Origin of the sequence: Serratia sp. M24T3, assembly GCF_000257645.1 — a bacterium.
Lineage (GTDB): Bacteria > Pseudomonadota > Gammaproteobacteria > Enterobacterales > Enterobacteriaceae > Rouxiella.
The window spans coordinates 1-18,970 of record NZ_AJHJ01000016.1; the positions used below are offsets into that span (position 1 = coordinate 1).

Here is an 18,970-nt window from a genome sequence, read left to right on the forward strand (position 1 = left end):
AAACTATCCGTTCCTACCTATAAATGAGATACCAGACTTCAATAAAGCATTACGAAGTTATGGTGGCAGCATAATTTCCAAATATGCTACCCAGGTCCTTCAGTATACCGCATTACGCACTATTGAATTGAGATCTATGCTATGGACAGACATCGACTTTGAAAGCAGGTTAATCACCATCAATCCGGAAGTAATGAAAATGCGAAAAGCTCACATTGTTCCAATGTCTGAGCAGGTATTTTATATTCTTAAGGATTTAGAGCCTATTACTGGCATGCATGAATATGTTTTCTCTGGACGCACTGATAAGTCTAAACCTATCAGCGAGAATACTGTTCTCGGGGTAATTAGGCGAATTGGTTATGGCGGTTACGCCAGTGGTCATGGATTCAGGCACCAGTTTAGCACTATCATGAACGAGCATGAATTTAATCGTGACGCAATCGAGGCTCAGTTAGCTCATGCCAGCGGGGGGAATACTCGCGGAGTCTATAATCATGCCCAGTACTTTAAATTGCGTCAGGAAATGATGCAGTGGTGGGCTGACTGGATAGATGGCAAGGTGAATTAATAAAACTTGCCTCACCGTTATAAGTGAGGCTCATTTCACATCAGCGGACAGTCATCAAACTCCCCTGTCGTCGCATCATTGATGATGTACGTCACCACACCCCACACCATCGTTTCCTCCCCTTCCAGATCGCCGCCTTCAATCAATCGAACATCATCGGCATTATCCAAAGACTCCAGGCAAGCAGTCGGGAAAAGCTTCAGGCGTTTAACCTCAAACTCTCCCGTGTCCATGGTCACTACCAAGCTGCCGTCTACGGCCGTTCTTGACCGGTCGATGACCAGAACAGCGCCCTGCTTAATCCCTTCTCTCCAGCTCGTGCTTACCGCTCTTGCCATAAACAACGCTGGATTATTTCCCCAGCGACATACCTGGTCAGGCGAAACTCGACCTTCAACATAATCCGCTGCCGGTGATGGAAAGCCCATATCAGCGCCCTCCGCCATAATTAAACATGAAGAAGGTGCGAGCCTCTCCTTCCTGAGTCGAGATATCACTGAAGTTATGCGTGTAGTGCTCGATCCATTCGTTAGCCTGTTTCAGTGACCAGTCCCAATTAACCTTTTTCAGTTCAGCAACAAAATCGACTGTGGTCACAGTGCGCTTACCCTTTGGGCTCATTTTTACTGCTCTGTCAAAAGCAGTACCTATATCGTATCGACGCGCCATACTCGCCACCTCATAAACACTGGTTATACGCACAGTATAACCATGCAGTGCCGAGTATGGGAAGCCAGAGTTTTAGGTTTTGGGTATCTTACTGAGGATCGGGGAAATTAACTTGTCGCAGTAGTCGTGGTCGCGCTTGTTGCTTGAGTTAGGCTTGCTTGAAGTTGTGTTTCAGCCTCTGTAAACGGATCGATACTGTCACCAGTATAGGATATCTGGAGGCTGGTAGTTCCAGTGTCACTGGTTGCGGTGTTAGTGACTTCAAATATCGCAGTGCCGGAGTAAGTGGTGACCGAATCTTCTAACGTCTTAGTTAGATTCAGAATTGATGTTGCTTCAAAGGTTAGAGAAAAATCTGCGGAATCAAGAGTTGTCGTAATTCCGTAATCACTTATTACTTGCTTAGGTGATAATGATTTAGTAATTGTAAAGCTCATAAATACCTCCTCAATTTAACTGTTCGTCATTGCTTAGGAACTTGATACGACATTCGGAGAGTATCCACTAATTGGATACCAATATGTGCCATTATAATAAAGCTCAATAGATGACCCAGCGTCTAGCGTCAATGAAGTGGCCCCTTCAACTGAGCCAGATAATATTAGAGAATACGAAGATGAGAGATTTCTAACAATAAAGCTTTGACCGGTTGTCGTTCCTGTTGGGACGGTGACGGTATCTGTTGAGGCGGTAGACGTAACAAAGTTAATACTTGTTGTTGGGACAAGTGTCCCACCGACTGAGATGGTCACGTTTGGTCTAATGTTAATAGGTCCTTGGTGGCCAATTGTATACCAAGTACTCCCGTCACCAATCAATTCAATGGTATTGCCGGGTTGTAATTTAACCCCACTTGTTCCCTCATAAGAACCAACTAACGTTACAGAATAGGTGGAGGCTACATTCCTGACTTTAATTATCAAGCCTGCATTTGCTGTAGGCAGATAGACAGTATCAGAGTCAGTGGTTGGTCTTACAAAATTTACCACGTTATAACTTGAGATCGTTCCCCCAATAGTAACTGAGGAGTTTAATCTCAACCTAAGATATTCAATCTGACCAGACGAATTTATTGCAGTTAAGGTTGAAGATCCTGCTGCATCCTGAATCAGCAACGGATATGAAGAAGCCCCCTTTATTTGGACCCCATAAGTATTATTTTGAAGAAGTGCGCCAACAGTATCAGCAGCAGAGTAGTAGCCTGCTGTATTGGCGGAGTATGAAACAAACCCGTAATTTGTTCCGTCATAGGCAACAAATCCAATATTAAACTCACCTCTGGATTGGAAAGCCTGTCCTACCCCGTAATCACCAAGGTTTACAACATCAAACCCATATCCAACATAACCGTCTGTTTTATCATTAATTAACCCTAATTCATAGCCAGCAAACTGTGTTGCTTTAGAGGTTGAAGCAAGGGTGACAACTGTATTTTGACCCCAAATTTTTGTTGATGGAACAAAAACAGCGGTGGATGATTCACTCGGAGTTCCTGTCGTCCCATCTCCACCCTTGAGATACCATGCAGTGTCTACTGTGATGGTTGAATCTGAAAGAGATGTGATTAACCCACTGTAAACTACAGTTGAATCGGATGAATCTGTCACGTCGATTATCTGTCCTGCTCTCAAGTGCTCAGAGACGCTTGCGATATCTGATGATGTAATTGTATTGGCTGTGAAGGTCGTGTCGGAAGTAGTAAGTAAAGCAGGTGCGCCTTGAATTTGGGTGAAAAGTAAAACCTGATCCCTATCTGAATACGATCCCAATCCAGAGGCATCGGCAAGTCCTAACACTTGCGTGGTGGGTTCTACATGGTCTGGTGTTGTGAGGTTACTGAAAGATACTGCCGCTCCTCTATCTTTGTATCCGTCAATCCAATTAAAAGTCTTTAACGTAGACCCAGGAATACAATATTGCTTAGCGCCCAAATATGGGATTCTTTCTGATTTAGCAAGAAGCTTTATAGCAGTTTCTTCAACACTGGGGTCAAAATCTGAACGCTCGCTCCCCCCATCCATCAAGCTTATTGATTCTGCATTTTTATTGTCCTGCGTTCTAGCAACTGTTCCAGTCAAGCCCTGCTGTGTAGCAACCAATGCCGCCCCGCTTTCGGCTGATGCAAGAGCTGTCCTTAACAGGCCATCCCCGGACACAGACCATGCGCCAGACTCAATACCACCAGTAGCATCAACTGATGAATTAGCCGGTACAACTTTAGGGAAATCCCCCGTCCAGTAATACAGGTTTGTACCGTCGTTAATTTGGTCCAGAACGGAATCTAGGGTGGCACCGTCAACGAATGTATTTCCGCCTTTGACTGTATTTGTTAGATTATCTTGAACGGATAATCCATTATAGGCCCCCACTAATGCTGCGCCAGAATCTGATGATAGTGCATTGCTGAAACTGTAATTTTGAGCGGTTAATTCAGCAATGTATTCATAGTTACCAACATTATATTCGTAGTACTCTTTTGCACTGGCCGCGTCATAAGATATATTTGTCCAAGTGCCATCAGAGTTGTATGAATACACCTCATCATCAGAGCTATTTTTATACATGTCACCGACTTGTAGAGCGCTGCCATCATTCCTTGTTATGGGTGCAGTACTTTGCGTTCCAATAAACCATGATGATAAGCCGGTTGAATAGGAATAGTATTGCTCCGCCAGAGAGGCTGACGCCGATGAGTTATCTGCATAGGTAGAGGCTTGATCTGCATATTCCTGAGCATCAGTAACAATTGTTGTATTTTGATCTGAGTAAACTTTCGCTGTTGCAGCAGCAACTTTTGCCTCAGAGGCATATCTCTGCGCATTAATTACGTCATTTGAAGCCATGTTAATTCCCTTCTTGTAATCTTGTGGCTTGTTATTATTTTCGTTGTTAATTATTTGAATTTAAAAATTACTTATTAGGTGTGTAATTGGAATTTCGTTGTTTCAATCAACTATGAATACTCTTCAATAATTACAATCCCTACTTTCCCCGCACCGCTAGAATATAGACTCCCTGACATTCCCGTGTCGTAGGCCCCGCCACCTCCAGAGCCTATAGCTTTTGCATCTGCCCCTCCGCCAGACCCTGCACGACCTCCTCCGCCCCAGTAAGATGGGCCTCCATGCCCAGGGAAGATATGCGACCCTGATTGACCGTCATAACCGTCGCCACCACTCGTATTAACATCCCCGCCTGTCGCCGTTCCTCCAGTACCACCAGGCGTAGTTGTAGCATTGAGATAAAAAGCGGCTACTCCTCCATATCCAATTATTGTTCCCGCAAAAGAAGAAAGTGAACCCGCATTACCCGCAACAGCACCGCTCACAGCCGAACCGCCAGCGCCAACAACTACGGAGTATGTAAGACTTGATGAAATCGTGAGTTTTTTTATTGCAGTGCCCCCCGCGCCACCTCCGGCACCACCCAGGGTTTCAGATGTTGATGAGCCTTCGCAGCCCCCGCCAGAAGCACCTCCTCCAGTCACCAATACATTAATCATCCGAGTGCCATCAGAGGGGGTATACGTGTAGCTTCCTGATGTCGAGAACACTTTCTTACCTATATACCGACCAAAATTAAAATCTTGGACAAGATTAGTACCATCGCCCCGGATCTGATATGAGGTCCCATTTGGTACAGTGATCCCAGTGCCACTAACCGTGCTACAGATAACGTTGTATTTACCCGTGCAGTTATTTACTACCGTCCAAGTCTTGGCCCATGCGGGGAAATAAACATAAATGCTGGCCGTTAAGGTTCCAGATAAAATCACCACATCACGAGCTGCCTGTAAACATGTCAATGTCGAAGCTGTTGCAGATAGTCCGGTTACTGCACTTGAACCTGTAAACGCCAGGGGGATCCATCCGGTGCTAGATGCTGCAGTACCTTCTGGGTCGGTGATATTGGCATCTATGGTATTCAACCAATTGCCTTTAAAATCTGAAGAGCGCAATACCGCCCCTTTAGGATAACCAGTAATAGCGGCAGCAAAGGTTGAATCAAAAGGTATTGCCCCCCCGGCATCGCCCCATTGAAGCTTATTAGTGATATCGAACAGGATGCCATTAGTATCAAGGCCGGTTGGCGGTTTTCCGCCTGAGGAAATTGCAGTTCGGGTTAATGGTGGAAACCCGACATCATAAGTTGCAACACCATCGGATAATGAAGTAGTTGTTGAGCTATTTGCAATGTCGTTATATTCACCGTTTGCAGCAAAAGCAGTAGAGAGTCGATCGGGGATTCCTGAACTTTTCATTAATTGGTCTCAAATATATATGACACGACACATCCCGCAGGGCGGGGGAGAATATTCCCATTTTGAATGATGGCTAACTCTGGAGTATTTGGTGTAAAGTCGAAGCGATATGACATAGCCATGGGCCCATCATGCTGAACCCAGGCGTTGCCAGAGTCGCTGAACATATACATCAGCATGGCATTCATCTTGGGAACGGTGCAGTCAGATATATTTGCCATGGCCTTCATCATGATTGCTTTTCGATAATAATCATCAGACAAAACAACACGGCCGTCAGTATTCAATGATGGGTCAAAAAAAGGGTAAGTACTGAAGGGTTGTGGATCTGTTGTTGTCGTCACTTCAAGCTCTGCCTCACGAAAACCGAAATAAAGGTTTGTATCGCTGTACTCCATGGTGCGGCTTAGATTGACGATTTTTCCCCAGATATTTAGCCCGTAAGTATTCGCAGTGCTGACATCCCAGATATTCGTATAAAAATCATCAATAAACTCCGATGGGCTTACCGCCTGCCAAAGCAGGTTTGCCATATTGACGATTTTTGGAGAGTTGGAATATTGCCTGAGGATGACAGAACTGACGTCGAAGTCAGAAAAGCCTGTCGCCATTGATTAGCTGCTCAGTGATACCGTGATGTTCGATGAACTCAGTGTAGGGATCTCGTCGATACCGAACTCAAGGCTGGTTGAAAAAGTAGAGTTATCCGTGGAAAGCTCGATGCTTAAAATATTAATGTTCTGCTGATCGATATCCTGCACGCCGCCGTAATACCGTCCGGCGTAAATCGTAGAACCGATCCGCGCGCGGGTACCACCATCTTCACCATTGAATGCTTCAAGAATGATAGATTGAACAGATGATGTTAAATCTTGCGGCAGGTAGTCATTACTCTCTAGCGTAACATTCACGTAAACAGGGATTGTGGTCGGGACTGTCCAGTAATAGGTATATTCCGGGTAATTTGATGTATAGTTCGTGTCGTCGGTCACAGTGTAAGAGGTTTCATTTGACGTCGAGCATTCAGTAGCGCAGCCGGGATTTAACTTGTTATAAAATGCATCTGCCACATCAGAAGAGTCCCCGCCATAAACAGCGATGTAGGCCGTGCCAACGGGGATACTTACGGCTGTAGAACCCTTGGATATAACGGTCGTCGTATTGTTTGAAAACACGTAAACATCGGTAACATCTGTGATCCCCAGCAGCGCAGCATAAAGCGCTTCAATGGTGTTTTTGCTGTTAGCAGTGACCATCTGGCGACGACGCCACTCAAAATTATTTCGCGACTCCTCTTCCGACCCCAGCACGCCAGCGGCATCGTTCGTAATGCCTGACCAGCCCGTAACGGCCTGATAGATAGTGGTCAGCGTGCCTGCGGCGCATTCGATAGGCCCAGTACTCGAGTTCGTGAAAACTACTGAGGCTGTCCCATCACTGCCTATCGTTGCGTCGGCCGTGGAGTAATATATATACCCGCTTGTGTCCTGGGCATAACTTCCCGACGGAATATCCGTGTCAACCAGCCCTGTACAAGTTGCTGTTACTGTCGTGCCCGTCGCCGGGTTACGGTCAATAAAATACATCTGCCCGATCGCATCTTGGAATCGGCCGCTGGAATAATCCGGGTTAATCATATTCGCGAAGGCCAGCAACTGGTCATTTTTATCGCCGACAATGGCGGTTTCAACCATCGCGTATTGTCCTTGCGGCGTCGTTAAGTCTGTACTGGCATCGGTGCCATAAGCTGTCTGCGCATCCGTTAACGAGCCATTGAGGACATCAATTAAATCAGGCGCAGTAATGCCCTCAGTGCTAAATGTCATCGACGGCACCGCGGTTGAAACTGTTGTGGTGGTGGTCATGAATACCTCAGAGGACTAGTGTGGAAGAGGTTCCGTTTGAGTCCGTAATGGATATGTAGCCAGAAGTATCGCGCGTGGCGCGATTAGGGATGAGTGTTACGGTCGCGCTTTGGACATAACTCAGGCGAGTAGCCTGCTTCTGCAACCAGGATGATAACGTTGTGGTTGTCACCGGCCGACCGAGTAGAGTATCGAAATAGGGGATCCCGATAGTGGTATCGTAAATAACCTCACCCAGTATCGTCTTGCAGGCACAGGCAACGTCTTGGGCAACCGAGTATGGATTGGTGACAGTCTTTAACGAACCGTTGCCATCAAGAACCAAGTCCCATGTATCAGGATCGAGATAAAGCGATCGCGTTTGCATACGCCTCCGATGTTTGGCCAATAAAAAACCCCGCCGGAGCGAGGTTTATGTCAATTATGTTGTTAATTCCTGAACGCTATATTCTGGTTATCGAATTGTTTGTTTAAATTTTAAATTCACTGCTTTTTTAACGCATGCTTTCTGATAATCTGAAACCGAAATCAAAGGAGAAACTATGAAAAAAATCATTTTATTGCTTGCAGTACTTGCCTGCTCATCAACACTCACAGGTTGCATATGGCCTGGATGGGGACCTGGCGGCGGTGGTGGCGGCGGCGGTGGCCCGTCACAAGGTGGCGGTGGTGGCGGGGGCGGTGGCGGCGGCCCGTCACAAGGTGGCGGCGGTGGCGGCGGCCCGGGCTGATAATCTAAACCACTGATCTTTTATCAGGATATGAAACTTCAAGATTTGACGTAATCTCAATACTCCTATCACAAACTGTAAGGTAAACAACATGAAAAAAGTTGCTGCTCTGATGGTTATGGCTCTTACACTAACATTTGCTACTAGCGTTATGGCTTGCCCTAAGGGTACCCACCTTACAGGTGGAAAAGGAGCCCACCATAAAGGCGGGATCTGCACTAAAAAATAATGGTCTTATATAGAACCTCGCATCTGCGGGGTTTTATTTACTGATACAAAAAGCCCATCTTAGTGGGCTTGGTCACTGCGCCAAACTTCGAAGCTTTTCTGCTACTGATTGCAGGTCATGAAGCCCCTGTGCAGCTTCAGCTATATAATCAGCAAAGCCAACAACGGGCGCTATCGTCACCCCGTTCATGTCCAAGAACACCATTGCAGATGCTATGGCAGTTCGCTTATTGGCGTCGTTGAAGCCATGACCGCGTGCTATGGATAGCAGCAGTGCAGCGGACAGAACAAACAGGTCAGTTTCACTCTCATAAATATTAAGATTCTCAACCCGCGCAACCATCCCTTCCACCAGGCCAATATCCCTGAAACCCGGCAAGCCACCATAAGCTTCTAACTGGCTATCGTGGATCGAAATAACCTGCCCGACAGTTAAAAAGTAAATCATTTATCAGCCAATTCCTTGAACAGAGCCTGATTTCCCGGCTTATTCATCACCTTGGCAAGTGACGCTTCAAACTTAGCCTGCTGCAAGGCCGCAAACTGTTCGGCACTTATCACAACAACATCAGGGGCCATACGACGGGTAATGGTAACGGGCTGGTCTACAGCCTTGTTGAGAACATCAGCGAACTGAGCACGGGCATCTGAGTAGGTTAATGTGATCATTTGAAACACTCCGGGGATAATAAGAATACAACTGAATTGTACAACTCAATTAATATCCCCGTCAATATTGATGTAGTCCTCCTACCACCTAAGCGGGCTGTTGGCGTGGTGATTTTGGTTTGTTTAATGTTATTGGGTAAGAGAATTCATCGCGAAAATGAATGCTGTAGCTGTATTAAGAGCCACATATGCTTCACCTTCTTCCATTTTAACATTCAGATGGTAATCGGCTGCATGCCTTCTATGCTTGACTTTTGTTAGCTGTAAGGAAAGGTTATTGCAAAGGTCCTGGGGATAATGGTGAACTCTTGGAAGGCTAAGATTTATGTAATCGGCCATTCTTTCATGTGAGCCCTTCTTTTTGATGCTGCTATCTTTCTTGCATGACAAACCGTACTGATTCGCTGCATGACTATACATTGAATAATAGGCCCTGCTCACAGCATTTCGCACACCTATCTCGGTTTCAGTAGAAATTCTTTTTGCAAATTCTAAGAAATCGTTCGAGTTAACTGACATGAGCACCTCCAAAAAATATAACAGGGGTGACGTGCGTATAATCCAGCATAGAATCAGTAATTAGGCGATCTAGTTTTCTATCAAGCTCTTGGAACCGATCATGGCAATCCTCGTGCAGATAAAAAGCATAACAATAGCAATCCTCGTCATCCTTCCACACCTTGGTATCGATAATAGGCAACCCTTCTTCCTCTGCAAGCTTTAGAACCAAGTTCGCAGCTAAATTCAGGCTTTCTCTTTCTCCTTCAGAAGCGTCGCCCAAAGTAGAAAGCATCTCTTTAGATTCACTAAACATTTTGTTTATGCCCATATCATCGCTCTGATTGTTCTCTGCATTAAGTTGAGCCAATTTTCTTTCGATATCTTTTAGCATGCTAAATTCGCACCATTTGGCCGCGACGTGCGAAGCGTATTTAAGCAAATGAAGGTTATTCAATGACAGGGATTTCTTAAGATAGAATAGCTCCCTACTGTACCTTTTATTTACACCAAAAGAAGCAGCGGTGTTACTTATCACGAATCCCCTTTGCTCAGGTGGACAATCGGCAAAGGCCCTATCAAAAAAATCTACCGCACCAAGCACGTCATCTTCTATCAGCCTGGTAATGCCATAAGCCACATTCCTTTGATACTCAAATGGTAGCGTGGGTATTAGCTTTTCAAGCAATGCCAATGACACCGAGTCATCTGGATGAGATAGCTGCTCGAACAGGGGATCGATAATTTCGGCTGAATTTCTAAAAGCTAGAATAGGCATAATTTTAAACCATTAGGGGGACGCCTAAATCTATCATGAGGATAAAATTGCAATTAGATGGTGATTTGAACAGTTATACTTTAGCATTAGTAAATAGCCCATATCGAAATGCAGTGACCAGCTCCCCGTTGACTTCCTAAACGAGTACCATTCCGACATTTAAAAAAGCCCACCTGAGTGGGCTTGGTTTGATGATTCTATTGACAGAATTTTCGACCGATTAAGCTGCTACACCGCTTACACCGAGCATTTTTGAAAGTTTTGTAAGACCTTTTGCAGTAACCAACACCTGCTCAACAACCTTTTCACTGCCATCAGACCGCTCGACAGTAGTTACCTTGTGCTCAAGAATGCCTGACTGAATGCGATCTTGATAAGCCAGCCAGGTTTTACCGCCAGCACGGCGATAAATCCAGTGACCTTCCGACATCATTTTGAACAAGAATTTTGGTTGCACCTGCAAGTGCTTTGCTGCATTGGTAATGCACATGCTGCCGTCGGCTTTTGCGATACGGTCAAGCGCCTCAACATCGGGCTTCATTTCTTCAACCTTATGTTCGAGCGCAATCACTTTTTCGCTATAGGTCAATAATGTTCCGCGCAGGAATTCAGCATCATTAAGCGCCGCCATTGGGTCGAAAGCTGACTGAAGCTTGCCGGTCTTAAAGTCGATGAAAGTCTGGTTTACTTTCAGACGATATGACGCTGAAATCCAGCCGGCATACTCAACCGCCAGGAGTTCATGGGCAAAAGTGCCACCGTGCCGACCTTCTTTTTTAACTACCGAGATCACGGTAGTTTGCTTATCTAGCTCGTTCATCAGGTTCTGTGTGCTTTCAAGGGCAAGCCAATAAGTTGGCCCATCCTTTTTCTCACCACCGCTAGCCTTGTGAAGTGCATTCAGGTTAAACCGCCCTTCTGCATCCGTAGTAATGTCAACGCCAGCGATGACAGGCAGTGATTTCTTTGCTACATTAGAATTAGTCATTAAAAAATCCTTCTGTGATTGGAAAGGGTTTCGACATACGCCAGTAGCTGCAAACTACTGGCTTTTTTTATTGCCGTATGCCAGAGCAAACGCGCCATCCCATGCACCTACCTTAAGTCTAATACCTATTCTTTACTGATCCAGTGAGATTCTTTAAATACCACTTAAATTCAAATAATTAGACTTTTGAATCTACAGCAAGTCCAAAATATTTAGCATTCAACCTTACTCAAGCTTCATCATCCCTTTAAGTCCTGTTTTAAGCTCAAGGCTATTCCTGACCATTTTCACAATCATGCATGAGTCGTTTATTCTGTCGTAAAGCTTCACCGCCAATGGCGATCCCATTTTTACAAGCGAAGGGTGAAGCTCGTTACGCCAAATCTCGCTAATGACATCCATATTTGTACATGCCGCATTGATGTTATGTACCTCAGTGGAAAAATCAGTGACGACCTCCTGCTTTGGCATCCACTCACCTTCAATCACCTTTCCAGCCAAGTATTCGACAGCTTCAGCAGTCTGTCTCGGTGACAGTTCGTCGATATGGTTTACACCGAACTCTTTGTGCACCAACTTATAAACCGCCTGATAGGTCAGCCCATACTTACCCATAATGCGGTTTACGATGCCGCGTAGCGGGGTGCGATCGTCAACGGTGGTTTCTGGCCTGCGGACCGCAGCGCCTTTAGTCCAATAATCATGGAGGGCCGTGAAACATTCTTCCTGATAGCGGATCAAACGATCTCGGATATCATCGCGTACTTTTGCGGGGTTGATGCTGAACAGCCAGCCATTGAGTTTTTTCAGAGGGATGCACAGCATGCGTTGCAATCCACCGTTTGTAGGGATGGAGATATCTCCACACCCAAACTTATCCATCTGATTAATAAGCTTTATATACTGACCTTTCCAGTTAAGACCGATATTCTCAACAACTGGTTTCATCGCCACATAAGCAACACCCGCTGCCATGGCTGTGATAACGCTCTGGCCGTGGAACGGCAAAGAGGTAGTGTTCACTGCTTCAATAATTGCTATACTGTTCATCGTTAGTTTCTCTCAAGGTTACTGACATTAGAGGCCCCGTTAGTGTTAGCGCACTGCGGGGTTTCGCATTTCTTAATGGTCATTCGAACGCTCCTCACGAAGACACCTCGCCAGACGCTGCACGATTGCCGAGTTGATCGAAATGCCATCCATCTCCGCCAAGCGGCGGATCTCCTCCTTCATGCGCTCCGGCAGGCGTAGCATAAATTTGTCGCTTTTTGACCCTGTATAAAGGGTTATCATAATAGCTCCCAATGATATCACCATGACTTCAGTGTCACTATGACTCCATTTACTGATAGTGTCAATGTGATACCATTAAGAAAATTTAAGAGGTGTGTATGTCAGACAAGCAGGTACGGGATTACGACAAATTTATGCTCAGGCTACCTGATGGGATGAGGGATTCCATAGCAGATTTAGCCAAGAAACATGGTAGGTCGATGAACGCTCAAATTGTTCATATTCTGGAAGAGTACATCACCCCACCTAAAGTTGATGATATGCCCTACCTTACAGATGCAGAGTTAAAATCTTCTGATAAAGTACAGGAATGGATGAATGTTCTGTCTGAAAAGATTTCCATTATTGAAAAGGTTGTCAAGAAAAATTTTCCCGAATAGAAATCAAAACAAAAAACCCACCTGAGTGGGCTCTTGATGTTTTACTAGTTATGCAGGGTAAGCCATAATTTTATTTAAGCTTCTTTTGAATCTCCACCCTGGAGTAAAATTTCATCAATTTGGGCATTCAGTGTTTCAGCATCAAAAATCATTCTAAGTGCCAAAACCCTATTCACTTTTTTGCCTAAATCATAGTCCGACTCGCAGCGGCTTGAATGGGAAGCTCTTAGTTTCATCCCAATTTTTGCTATCATGGCTTCATCGACATTTAGTAACTTGGCGGCGTCCCCGCTGCAAAGCCAATCACTGAGCCTACGATGAGTGCCTGGGTTAAATTTTGTCCCATCACTGCTTGATGCAGGTAACGGTTTTCCAGCAAGAAGTCGTAAGGTTGAGTGATACATTGCATAGTAACTGCGGCTTATGGCATTTCTCGTCCAAGGCTCGCCTTGAACTTCTACGGAAGATTTTGCTACAGCTAAGAATTGCTCGTAATTTATAGACAATTATTCAATCCTCAACCTCAATTGGCTCAAAGAAAGCTATACAATCCCTAGATTTAATACCTTTTGATATCAGCAAATCAAAGAGCATGTCGTCTAGCTTGGCGAGATACTGAAAGTCATCCGTTTTTATCCCAACCCTAAATGCGTAACCACCTTCAGCTTCATCAACGATCGAGCTGCTTACAATCTGCAGGCGTTCTTTATCAGCAATCTCTCGTGCTGCAGCCGCCATTTCTCCCAACTCATAAGATGCCTCAGGACTCATTTGATTAAGTTTGCCCATAGTCGCCTTTGCTTTAGTGAGAGATTGGGACATCCTTGGATTTAAATCCATAAACTCCGTTAACCGATAAGCATGATCGGTAATTTCGTTGAGTAAACCTTTGTGAGCCCAAAGAGCTGCCACCTCAATGCATTGGATTAGCAATATCGGTATGTTGGTCTTAATACCTCGCTGTGCTAACTCGAACGCCCCTTCATGGAGACCCCATGACATCAGAGATATGAGGTAATTTGACCATGCAGTCCTGTCATTGGGTGATCTGCTAATGGCTAACTCGCATAGCCTGACAGCTACACCGATGTCACCTTTGACGAAATTTGCTAGCCCTTCAACCAAATACCGCTGAGTAACATCAGGTAACTTCCTAGCATTATTGATTATTGTTCTTAAAGCGATATCATCAACAAGCTTCTCTCCCTCAAGAATGGAGGGCAAGAGTGCGTTAAGTAACTCATTGGTTATAGGTTGGGGTGAGAGCATGTTTTTGGGGCCTTCCTTGTCAATTGAAAATTATTCTACAGAAGATTGTAGCAACTTCAATGGTGTTTATTTCAACAGACATCCCGGGCCTGCCGGCTAAAGCAACTGCCCACCTGAGTGGGCTGCTTCGACGCTTTGTGATGGTCATGCTGCTTTGTCTATAAGACCGGGAATGCTAATTTGCCCCTGCTGCTCGAGTCGTTCCATTTTTGCCAGTAACTGTGGCTTTTTCACTCGCCCCCAACGGTTAAGCAATCGGCCTGACATACTGGCAACATCCTTTTCTTTCATGTATTCCAGCATAAGCTCATTACGATCTTTTTGGTATGAGTGAGAAATTTCCAGCAACTTGTCACGCATCCAGTTGAATGCCTTGATAAACGCCTCCTTGATTGCCGCAGCTTTCTTCCCAGTGAATGACATGATGATGTACATAGCGCCATCACGGGAAATTTCATATTCAACATACTGATTACCCTTATGTTCATAGGTAACCCGCGAAAAGTTGCTGGTTAGAAATTCACCTGAGCAATCCAGTTTTTCTATTTTCTGGATGATGTGGTGGTGCTGCTTTCCAAAGTAATCAGCTACCTTTCTGGAGGTGGTGATAATTCTTTCACCTGAAACTGAAACCATGTCACGAAAGTCGATTGCTGCAATTTGATTTTGCATTTCGGTAGTTACCTTTTAGTGATGAACCTTGAGGAATCCGGCCCACAGAAAGGCACCGATAGCCAACCGGTATCCTCAAGGGTCATCCTGAAAGGTTCTGTGTTTAATGCGCGTGAGATGCGCGGGGATTTATTGCGGACGTAAAAAAGCCCCGCACGATGGCGAGGCTCATTTGATTCAAGGATGCTTATATTCATCCTTGAAATCTAAAAGGGAAGCGAATTAGTTTGGTTTTGTAGCCAAGCCAGCCGCTACCAACGCTTGATAGTTTGGAATGTACTTCTGAGGGGCTAACAGGCAAGTGTCGGTATAAGACGCAGAAAACGCATTCTGAGCCTCTTTTCCTGCATATATAGCTTTCACTGCCTGCTGAGCAATATCCTTGTTCTGAGTAAAGTAAGCGATGACCGAATCCACCTGGCTTGACGTCATTTTGAAAGCATTTTTCCCATAATACATGGCCGTATCTCTGCCGTTTGTACCATTTTGATCAGGAATGCCAAAAGCAGCACTACACGTAGCCATATAAAATTCAGCAGCTTCAACACATAGCATATTTTCAGGCGGCAGAGTAATCGCAGCTTCTCTACTTTGAGCGCTTGCTAAAGTCGGAACACTTAAAAGAAGCATAGCATTAAGCAAGTAGTACGAAACAATCTTTATCATTATCAAAAACTCCTTGTGTGTAGTCGTCGATAATTTGCCCCTAGTTTCCTGCAACTTCAAGCAAATTATCCCCCTCACCACACGTAGAGTACTGATCAAATGTCAGGATTGCTTGTAAAGCTGACATAGGCGTAAGTTACTGTATTTACACGGAGGACACCATATGGAAAAGTTTGACAGAGCTTTGCAGTTGGAAATTTTAAAGATTCTATATGATACAACCCCTACACCATTGGATGACGAACAAGAAAAATCCTTGATTTCAAAATTTTCTGATGAAAATCAATTCATTGCTAACCTATTGTATTTGGAGCAGCATGGGTTGATATTTTCAGGGGTGTTAAAAACAGCCCAAATGATAGGGGCCTCATTTAATTTTTTTGCCAATGAATGCTCCATAACTTCCAAAGGCATTGATTTTTTATTAGATGATGGAGGCCTTGGGGCGATTCTTAATGTTCAAACTATTCGATTGCACAATGAAACTATCATCGCATTAGAAGACATTATTTCAATTTCAAACCTTCCTCCTGAAGAACAGAAAGGGTTAATTTCAAAGCTTCGAGACCTTCCGGCAGACGCCATAAAATATTTGACGAGTCAACTACTGGTGAAGGGCGTTCTGAACCTGCCGGCAGCAATTCCGATAATAGAAAAATTCCTGCATCATGGCTAAATTCGCTAGTTTTTCTCTGTAAAGTAAACTTACCCCACCCTAATTTATGACTAAGTAAAATCCAAAAATCAGTCAGGGAGTCGGCCGTAATAATTAAGCCATTAGGATGAATGCACGCCGTATAGATTTTCATGCCTACTCCGGTTTATCTGTTTCACTCCCGCCAGACTCAACGCCGCCGTGAACATGGCTTGAAAGCGCAATGCCATTCCCCGTCACTTCCCCTTCAGCAGTGATGGTGCTTGTTGTGGTCACAGTACCATCAATTTTCAGGCCATTAGGAGCGACAATATTGATGCCCGAGCCGGTAAACTCGATATATTCAGTTGGGTCGCCATTCAGCAGGCCTATGCCTCCAAGATAAACGCCAAATTGGCGAGAATGCCTCTGCCCTGTAGCTGCAGTTGCAGCTGCCTTGCCTGATAGAACGTTAGATATGTCTTCGTCACAGACAAGCATCAACCCCATGTCACCGGCTTGAGGATTAATGATTATGGCACTACTGCCCATTTGTAGACGGAAATAAGGAATGCCAGACACACTCTGAGAATCGATTTCCTCATTAGCTGCGTTAACGGGGGTCACTAACGGCTTGACTACGCAAGTCTTGGCATCGCTATCGACACTTTCAACAATAACAATCTCGATGAAGGTTGCCTGGCGAAGCAACTTTTTGAATACATAGGCCAAAGAGTTGGCTTCTGAAGCGCTGTCATGCGCCATCATGGTGGTTTCAACTGACACTGGCTACTCCATTTTTAGGCGTCAATAAAAGGGTTGAGAAGAAAGGACCATTATCCACCCAAGACGATATCTGATGCGCTGATTGAGCGGTGATAACGTATTCGCCTGATGCGTTTGGAACTGAAGTTGTAAGTTTGACTGCCTTGCCAAGCTCAAATTTGGGGTTATATATAGCAGTGCAGAACACCCCAAACTCCATAAAAGTTGGGTAGCCTATGAGTCCCGAGCTGGTTGACAAGGCAATGGTGTTTTCATCGACAGCCTGCCCTTCGATATAGGCATTAACTGTTGAGAAGTCCGTAACGATAAAGACTCTTTGTCCTCGCACGGCCTCTTCAATTTTAGCAAACTGATCAGCAGCGCCCCCCTTTAAATATATTCCATTGAAAGTTTTCGAAGAATTGCATATACCGACTGTCATACCCACTTTCTGTGCGATAGTTGCAAGAACTGTTTTGAGAGTCACATTTCCAGCAATGCTGGTATCAGTGATGGGGTTATTGAACGTTAACGGTTGTGCGATGACCTGTATTTCTAATGGAACATCCGGCGCTTGGCTGTAATCCGGCCTCGCCCATTGAATGACCCCCTCGAAGAATATGACGCCATCCACCTTGATCCTGATTGTAGTGCCGGGCCTGCTGTTGTACTTAAAACCGCTGCCGGAAATAATCGACATTTGGGATTCGCTTAGCCCGTAAATGCTAGCATCCAGGGTGTAGCCGCTCATGCCGGCATTGATATTTTGTGATGCGATAATCTTCGCATCTGCGATATGCAATGTGTTGTCGTTAGCTTTAGAAGTGAAAGACCCGCCAGTCAGGCTGATAGTGACATCAATTTTTCTGGTTTTATACGTCATGCTGCTGCGCTCTCTAATTCTGCGTTGGTGATGTAACAAAGCTGGAACCGGGTTCCCAGCTCTGACCATTGAGGATCATCCGCCCCCTGGCTATCGATAAAAAACAGGTCCCCGCTAAAACCGGTTCTTGCCCGGAGATAGCTATAGCGAACCAATCGGTTAGCGTTCATACACAACACTCCGAGACAAACGGCGGCATCACCCACCCATAAGTCTAAGTAAAGCCCGGTTGTGTGTTGGTGAAACTTCATCGTGCATGACACGCTGTCCAACGAGATATTGAACTGTTGCGACATTTCTGCGGAAAGAGTGATTATTTGCATTAAGAAATCCACGATTTCACTAGTGAATTAACACCTTTGACGATTTGTGTGCTGGCCGTCGTTGATTCAGAGCTCCAGGTGGTTGAAACGCTCGTTGCGGCACTATTAACCTCTGTCGTGACCGCGTCAGCAGTGGTACCCAACACGCTGGAAAGAGTGGCCTTGCCACTGCTGATCGCATTGGTTACGTCTTTGAGGGTTGCATTCGTCACGGAGCTTTGCGTGGTGACAGTCGTCATGGCTACGCCCGCAGAGGTTTTCTGATTGCTGCTTGTCGCAGAATCCTCACTGATGCTGATCACTTCTTGGAAATAAGCGTTAACCGTCAGTAAGGTTACGCCCCGCCCCTCTTTCATCTGGTAGTCGTAATGCACCAAGTCGCAAGAGGCAAAAGAAGTATCTGGCGTTTCGATGGTGTAAATGTTCGCGCTGGCGATCATCTTATCGAGCAGGTTAATGAGCTTCTCACGGGAAAGCGTGGTCAGGTTTGTGAGGTTTGGGATTGCCCCGCTATACCCCGTCCAACCTTCCAAGGTGAACGTTAAACGAATATCACCCGGGCGGCGCACTTTGTTATAGCTGGTATAGCTGCCTTTTTCGATGGGCGCATTGGCAATCGAAGCATCTGATGTTCTCTCAAATCCAACCCACGACGTCGGTGTAAATACCGTAGTGCCAGCTGAGAAAGAAGAGGCGTAATCTGAATTACTATCAACGGTCGTTACAGTAATGCTGTACCCCGGCTTTAGGACGCTACCAAGGATACTGGACAAGCTTCCACTTTTCACAGCACTTAGTAGCGTTGTTTCACTTAAACTGAATGCCAT

Annotated in this window: 27 protein-coding genes; 4 read left to right on the forward strand and 23 right to left on the reverse strand. The window is 45.3% G+C overall.

The features are described from left to right. A partial coding sequence (locus SPM24T3_RS13490) for a site-specific integrase (RefSeq protein ID WP_009637325.1) occupies window positions 1-571 on the forward strand: 571 nt, incomplete at its 5' end. 35 nt (window positions 572-606) lie between these two features. Here SPM24T3_RS13490 and SPM24T3_RS13495 read toward each other — a convergent pair. The 8 genes from SPM24T3_RS13495 to SPM24T3_RS24700 form a co-directional block, all read right to left on the reverse strand. Next, window positions 607-999 (reverse strand): S24 family peptidase, encoded by a 393-nt coding sequence (locus SPM24T3_RS13495; protein ID WP_009637327.1) that lies wholly within the window; start codon window positions 997-999, stop codon window positions 607-609. Window position 1,000: 1 nt separating this feature from the next. Further along, a complete protein-coding gene (locus SPM24T3_RS13500; protein WP_009637328.1) occupies window positions 1,001-1,240 on the reverse strand; it encodes a hypothetical protein in 240 nt (79 codons plus the stop codon). 107 nt (window positions 1,241-1,347) lie between these two features. Then, entirely contained in the window at window positions 1,348-1,677 is a 330-nt protein-coding gene (locus SPM24T3_RS13505; RefSeq protein ID WP_009637329.1) for a hypothetical protein, read from the reverse strand. Between the two features lie 33 nt (window positions 1,678-1,710). Continuing rightward, window positions 1,711-4,083 (reverse strand): hypothetical protein, encoded by a 2,373-nt coding sequence (locus SPM24T3_RS13510; protein WP_009637330.1) that lies wholly within the window; start codon window positions 4,081-4,083, stop codon window positions 1,711-1,713. 110 nt (window positions 4,084-4,193) lie between these two features. After that, window positions 4,194-5,501 (reverse strand): hypothetical protein, encoded by a 1,308-nt coding sequence (locus SPM24T3_RS13515; protein ID WP_009637331.1) that lies wholly within the window; start codon window positions 5,499-5,501, stop codon window positions 4,194-4,196. After that, window positions 5,501-6,112, reverse strand: a complete 612-nt coding sequence (locus SPM24T3_RS13520) for a DUF2612 domain-containing protein (protein WP_009637332.1) — start codon at window positions 6,110-6,112, stop codon at window positions 5,501-5,503. The genes SPM24T3_RS13515 and SPM24T3_RS13520 overlap by 1 nt, the downstream gene beginning before the upstream one ends. Window positions 6,113-6,115: 3 nt before the next feature. Continuing rightward, complete coding sequence (locus SPM24T3_RS13525) at window positions 6,116-7,366, reverse strand: baseplate J/gp47 family protein (protein WP_009637333.1); 1,251 nt, start codon at window positions 7,364-7,366, stop codon at window positions 6,116-6,118. A gap of 7 nt (window positions 7,367-7,373) precedes the next feature. Next, a complete protein-coding gene (locus SPM24T3_RS24700) occupies window positions 7,374-7,733 on the reverse strand; it encodes a hypothetical protein (protein ID WP_009637334.1) in 360 nt (119 codons plus the stop codon). 175 nt (window positions 7,734-7,908) lie between these two features. Here SPM24T3_RS24700 and SPM24T3_RS25720 point away from each other — a divergent pair, with 175 nt between their 5' ends. Further along, entirely contained in the window at window positions 7,909-8,097 is a 189-nt protein-coding gene (locus tag SPM24T3_RS25720; RefSeq protein ID WP_009637335.1) for a hypothetical protein, read from the forward strand. A gap of 301 nt (window positions 8,098-8,398) precedes the next feature. On the opposite strand, the gene SPM24T3_RS13540 is transcribed toward SPM24T3_RS25720, so the two are convergent. The 7 genes from SPM24T3_RS13540 to SPM24T3_RS13570 all read right to left on the reverse strand — a co-directional run bounded on the left by SPM24T3_RS13540 (window position 8,399) and on the right by SPM24T3_RS13570 (window position 12,551). Next, a complete protein-coding gene (locus SPM24T3_RS13540; protein WP_009637337.1) occupies window positions 8,399-8,773 on the reverse strand; it encodes a type II toxin-antitoxin system death-on-curing family toxin in 375 nt (124 codons plus the stop codon). Continuing rightward, entirely contained in the window at window positions 8,770-8,994 is a 225-nt protein-coding gene (locus SPM24T3_RS13545; RefSeq protein ID WP_009637338.1) for a type II toxin-antitoxin system Phd/YefM family antitoxin, read from the reverse strand. The genes SPM24T3_RS13540 and SPM24T3_RS13545 overlap by 4 nt, the downstream gene beginning before the upstream one ends. Window positions 8,995-9,123: 129 nt before the next feature. Beyond that, window positions 9,124-9,513, reverse strand: coding sequence for a hypothetical protein (locus SPM24T3_RS13550; protein ID WP_009637339.1), 390 nt, complete (start codon window positions 9,511-9,513; stop codon window positions 9,124-9,126). Then, entirely contained in the window at window positions 9,503-10,270 is a 768-nt protein-coding gene (locus SPM24T3_RS13555; RefSeq protein ID WP_009637340.1) for a hypothetical protein, read from the reverse strand. Before SPM24T3_RS13555 ends, SPM24T3_RS13550 begins: the two co-directional genes overlap by 11 nt. Window positions 10,271-10,490: 220 nt before the next feature. After that, on the reverse strand, window positions 10,491-11,258 hold the full coding sequence (locus tag SPM24T3_RS24280; protein WP_009637341.1) for a phage antirepressor KilAC domain-containing protein: 768 nt from the start codon (window positions 11,256-11,258) through the stop codon (window positions 10,491-10,493). A 225-nt stretch (window positions 11,259-11,483) separates the two neighbouring features. After that, window positions 11,484-12,308, reverse strand: coding sequence for a phage antirepressor N-terminal domain-containing protein (locus SPM24T3_RS13565; RefSeq protein WP_009637342.1), 825 nt, complete (start codon window positions 12,306-12,308; stop codon window positions 11,484-11,486). 72 nt (window positions 12,309-12,380) lie between these two features. Beyond that, window positions 12,381-12,551 (reverse strand): Arc family DNA-binding protein, encoded by a 171-nt coding sequence (locus SPM24T3_RS13570; protein WP_009637343.1) that lies wholly within the window; start codon window positions 12,549-12,551, stop codon window positions 12,381-12,383. A 98-nt stretch (window positions 12,552-12,649) separates the two neighbouring features. Between SPM24T3_RS13570 and SPM24T3_RS13575 the strand changes: the two genes are divergently transcribed. Beyond that, window positions 12,650-12,931, forward strand: a complete 282-nt coding sequence (locus tag SPM24T3_RS13575; protein ID WP_009637344.1) for an Arc family DNA-binding protein — start codon at window positions 12,650-12,652, stop codon at window positions 12,929-12,931. A gap of 74 nt (window positions 12,932-13,005) precedes the next feature. Here the strand turns inward: SPM24T3_RS13575 and SPM24T3_RS13580 are convergent, their stop codons facing one another. The 4 genes from SPM24T3_RS13580 to SPM24T3_RS13595 all read right to left on the reverse strand — a co-directional run bounded on the left by SPM24T3_RS13580 (window position 13,006) and on the right by SPM24T3_RS13595 (window position 15,538). Continuing rightward, entirely contained in the window at window positions 13,006-13,437 is a 432-nt protein-coding gene (locus tag SPM24T3_RS13580; protein ID WP_009637345.1) for a bacteriophage protein, read from the reverse strand. 4 nt (window positions 13,438-13,441) lie between these two features. Further along, a complete protein-coding gene (locus tag SPM24T3_RS13585; RefSeq protein WP_009637346.1) occupies window positions 13,442-14,200 on the reverse strand; it encodes a hypothetical protein in 759 nt (252 codons plus the stop codon). Window positions 14,201-14,344: 144 nt separating this feature from the next. Further along, on the reverse strand, window positions 14,345-14,872 hold the full coding sequence (locus SPM24T3_RS13590; protein WP_009637347.1) for a Rha family transcriptional regulator: 528 nt from the start codon (window positions 14,870-14,872) through the stop codon (window positions 14,345-14,347). A gap of 222 nt (window positions 14,873-15,094) precedes the next feature. After that, window positions 15,095-15,538, reverse strand: a complete 444-nt coding sequence (locus tag SPM24T3_RS13595; RefSeq protein ID WP_009637348.1) for a hypothetical protein — start codon at window positions 15,536-15,538, stop codon at window positions 15,095-15,097. A gap of 163 nt (window positions 15,539-15,701) precedes the next feature. On the opposite strand from SPM24T3_RS13595, the gene SPM24T3_RS13600 reads away from it, so the two are divergent. Then, window positions 15,702-16,214, forward strand: coding sequence for a hypothetical protein (locus SPM24T3_RS13600; protein ID WP_009637349.1), 513 nt, complete (start codon window positions 15,702-15,704; stop codon window positions 16,212-16,214). A gap of 135 nt (window positions 16,215-16,349) precedes the next feature. Here SPM24T3_RS13600 and SPM24T3_RS13605 read toward each other — a convergent pair whose 3' ends face one another. The 4 genes from SPM24T3_RS13605 to SPM24T3_RS13620 are packed head-to-tail and all read right to left on the reverse strand — an operon-like array spanning window position 16,350 to window position 18,970. Then, window positions 16,350-16,958, reverse strand: a complete 609-nt coding sequence (locus tag SPM24T3_RS13605; RefSeq protein WP_009637350.1) for a phage P2 baseplate assembly protein gpV — start codon at window positions 16,956-16,958, stop codon at window positions 16,350-16,352. Next, on the reverse strand, window positions 16,948-17,820 hold the full coding sequence (locus SPM24T3_RS13610; protein WP_009637351.1) for a hypothetical protein: 873 nt from the start codon (window positions 17,818-17,820) through the stop codon (window positions 16,948-16,950). Before SPM24T3_RS13610 ends, SPM24T3_RS13605 begins: the two co-directional genes overlap by 11 nt. Then, window positions 17,817-18,143: a hypothetical protein gene (locus SPM24T3_RS13615; RefSeq protein ID WP_009637352.1), complete on the reverse strand. Its 327-nt coding sequence runs from the start codon at window positions 18,141-18,143 to the stop codon at window positions 17,817-17,819. Before SPM24T3_RS13615 ends, SPM24T3_RS13610 begins: the two co-directional genes overlap by 4 nt. Further along, window positions 18,143-18,970: a phage baseplate protein gene (locus SPM24T3_RS13620; RefSeq protein WP_009637353.1), complete on the reverse strand. Its 828-nt coding sequence runs from the start codon at window positions 18,968-18,970 to the stop codon at window positions 18,143-18,145. The genes SPM24T3_RS13615 and SPM24T3_RS13620 overlap by 1 nt, the downstream gene beginning before the upstream one ends.

Coding starts and splice junctions, on each gene's coding strand:
- SPM24T3_RS13495 (WP_009637327.1), bottom strand. CDS start 999: ATGGGCTTTCCATCACCGGCAGCGGATTATGTTGAAGGTCGAGTTTCG.
- SPM24T3_RS13500 (WP_009637328.1), bottom strand. CDS start 1,240: ATGGCGCGTCGATACGATATAGGTACTGCTTTTGACAGAGCAGTAAAA.
- SPM24T3_RS13505 (WP_009637329.1), bottom strand. CDS start 1,677: ATGAGCTTTACAATTACTAAATCATTATCACCTAAGCAAGTAATAAGT.
- SPM24T3_RS13510 (WP_009637330.1), bottom strand. CDS start 4,083: ATGGCTTCAAATGACGTAATTAATGCGCAGAGATATGCCTCTGAGGCA.
- SPM24T3_RS13515 (WP_009637331.1), bottom strand. CDS start 5,501: ATGAAAAGTTCAGGAATCCCCGATCGACTCTCTACTGCTTTTGCTGCA.
- SPM24T3_RS13520 (WP_009637332.1), bottom strand. CDS start 6,112: ATGGCGACAGGCTTTTCTGACTTCGACGTCAGTTCTGTCATCCTCAGG.
- SPM24T3_RS13525 (WP_009637333.1), bottom strand. CDS start 7,366: ATGACCACCACCACAACAGTTTCAACCGCGGTGCCGTCGATGACATTT.
- SPM24T3_RS24700 (WP_009637334.1), bottom strand. CDS start 7,733: ATGCAAACGCGATCGCTTTATCTCGATCCTGATACATGGGACTTGGTT.
- SPM24T3_RS25720 (WP_009637335.1), top strand. CDS start 7,909: ATGAAAAAAATCATTTTATTGCTTGCAGTACTTGCCTGCTCATCAACA.
- SPM24T3_RS13540 (WP_009637337.1), bottom strand. CDS start 8,773: ATGATTTACTTTTTAACTGTCGGGCAGGTTATTTCGATCCACGATAGC.
- SPM24T3_RS13545 (WP_009637338.1), bottom strand. CDS start 8,994: ATGATCACATTAACCTACTCAGATGCCCGTGCTCAGTTCGCTGATGTT.
- SPM24T3_RS13550 (WP_009637339.1), bottom strand. CDS start 9,513: ATGTCAGTTAACTCGAACGATTTCTTAGAATTTGCAAAAAGAATTTCT.
- SPM24T3_RS13555 (WP_009637340.1), bottom strand. CDS start 10,270: ATGCCTATTCTAGCTTTTAGAAATTCAGCCGAAATTATCGATCCCCTG.
- SPM24T3_RS24280 (WP_009637341.1), bottom strand. CDS start 11,258: ATGACTAATTCTAATGTAGCAAAGAAATCACTGCCTGTCATCGCTGGC.
- SPM24T3_RS13565 (WP_009637342.1), bottom strand. CDS start 12,308: ATGAACAGTATAGCAATTATTGAAGCAGTGAACACTACCTCTTTGCCG.
- SPM24T3_RS13570 (WP_009637343.1), bottom strand. CDS start 12,551: ATGATAACCCTTTATACAGGGTCAAAAAGCGACAAATTTATGCTACGC.
- SPM24T3_RS13575 (WP_009637344.1), top strand. CDS start 12,650: ATGTCAGACAAGCAGGTACGGGATTACGACAAATTTATGCTCAGGCTA.
- SPM24T3_RS13585 (WP_009637346.1), bottom strand. CDS start 14,200: ATGCTCTCACCCCAACCTATAACCAATGAGTTACTTAACGCACTCTTG.
- SPM24T3_RS13590 (WP_009637347.1), bottom strand. CDS start 14,872: ATGCAAAATCAAATTGCAGCAATCGACTTTCGTGACATGGTTTCAGTT.
- SPM24T3_RS13595 (WP_009637348.1), bottom strand. CDS start 15,538: ATGATAAAGATTGTTTCGTACTACTTGCTTAATGCTATGCTTCTTTTA.
- SPM24T3_RS13600 (WP_009637349.1), top strand. CDS start 15,702: ATGGAAAAGTTTGACAGAGCTTTGCAGTTGGAAATTTTAAAGATTCTA.
- SPM24T3_RS13610 (WP_009637351.1), bottom strand. CDS start 17,820: ATGACGTATAAAACCAGAAAAATTGATGTCACTATCAGCCTGACTGGC.
- SPM24T3_RS13615 (WP_009637352.1), bottom strand. CDS start 18,143: ATGCAAATAATCACTCTTTCCGCAGAAATGTCGCAACAGTTCAATATC.
- SPM24T3_RS13620 (WP_009637353.1), bottom strand. CDS start 18,970: ATGGCATTCAGTTTAAGTGAAACAACGCTACTAAGTGCTGTGAAAAGT.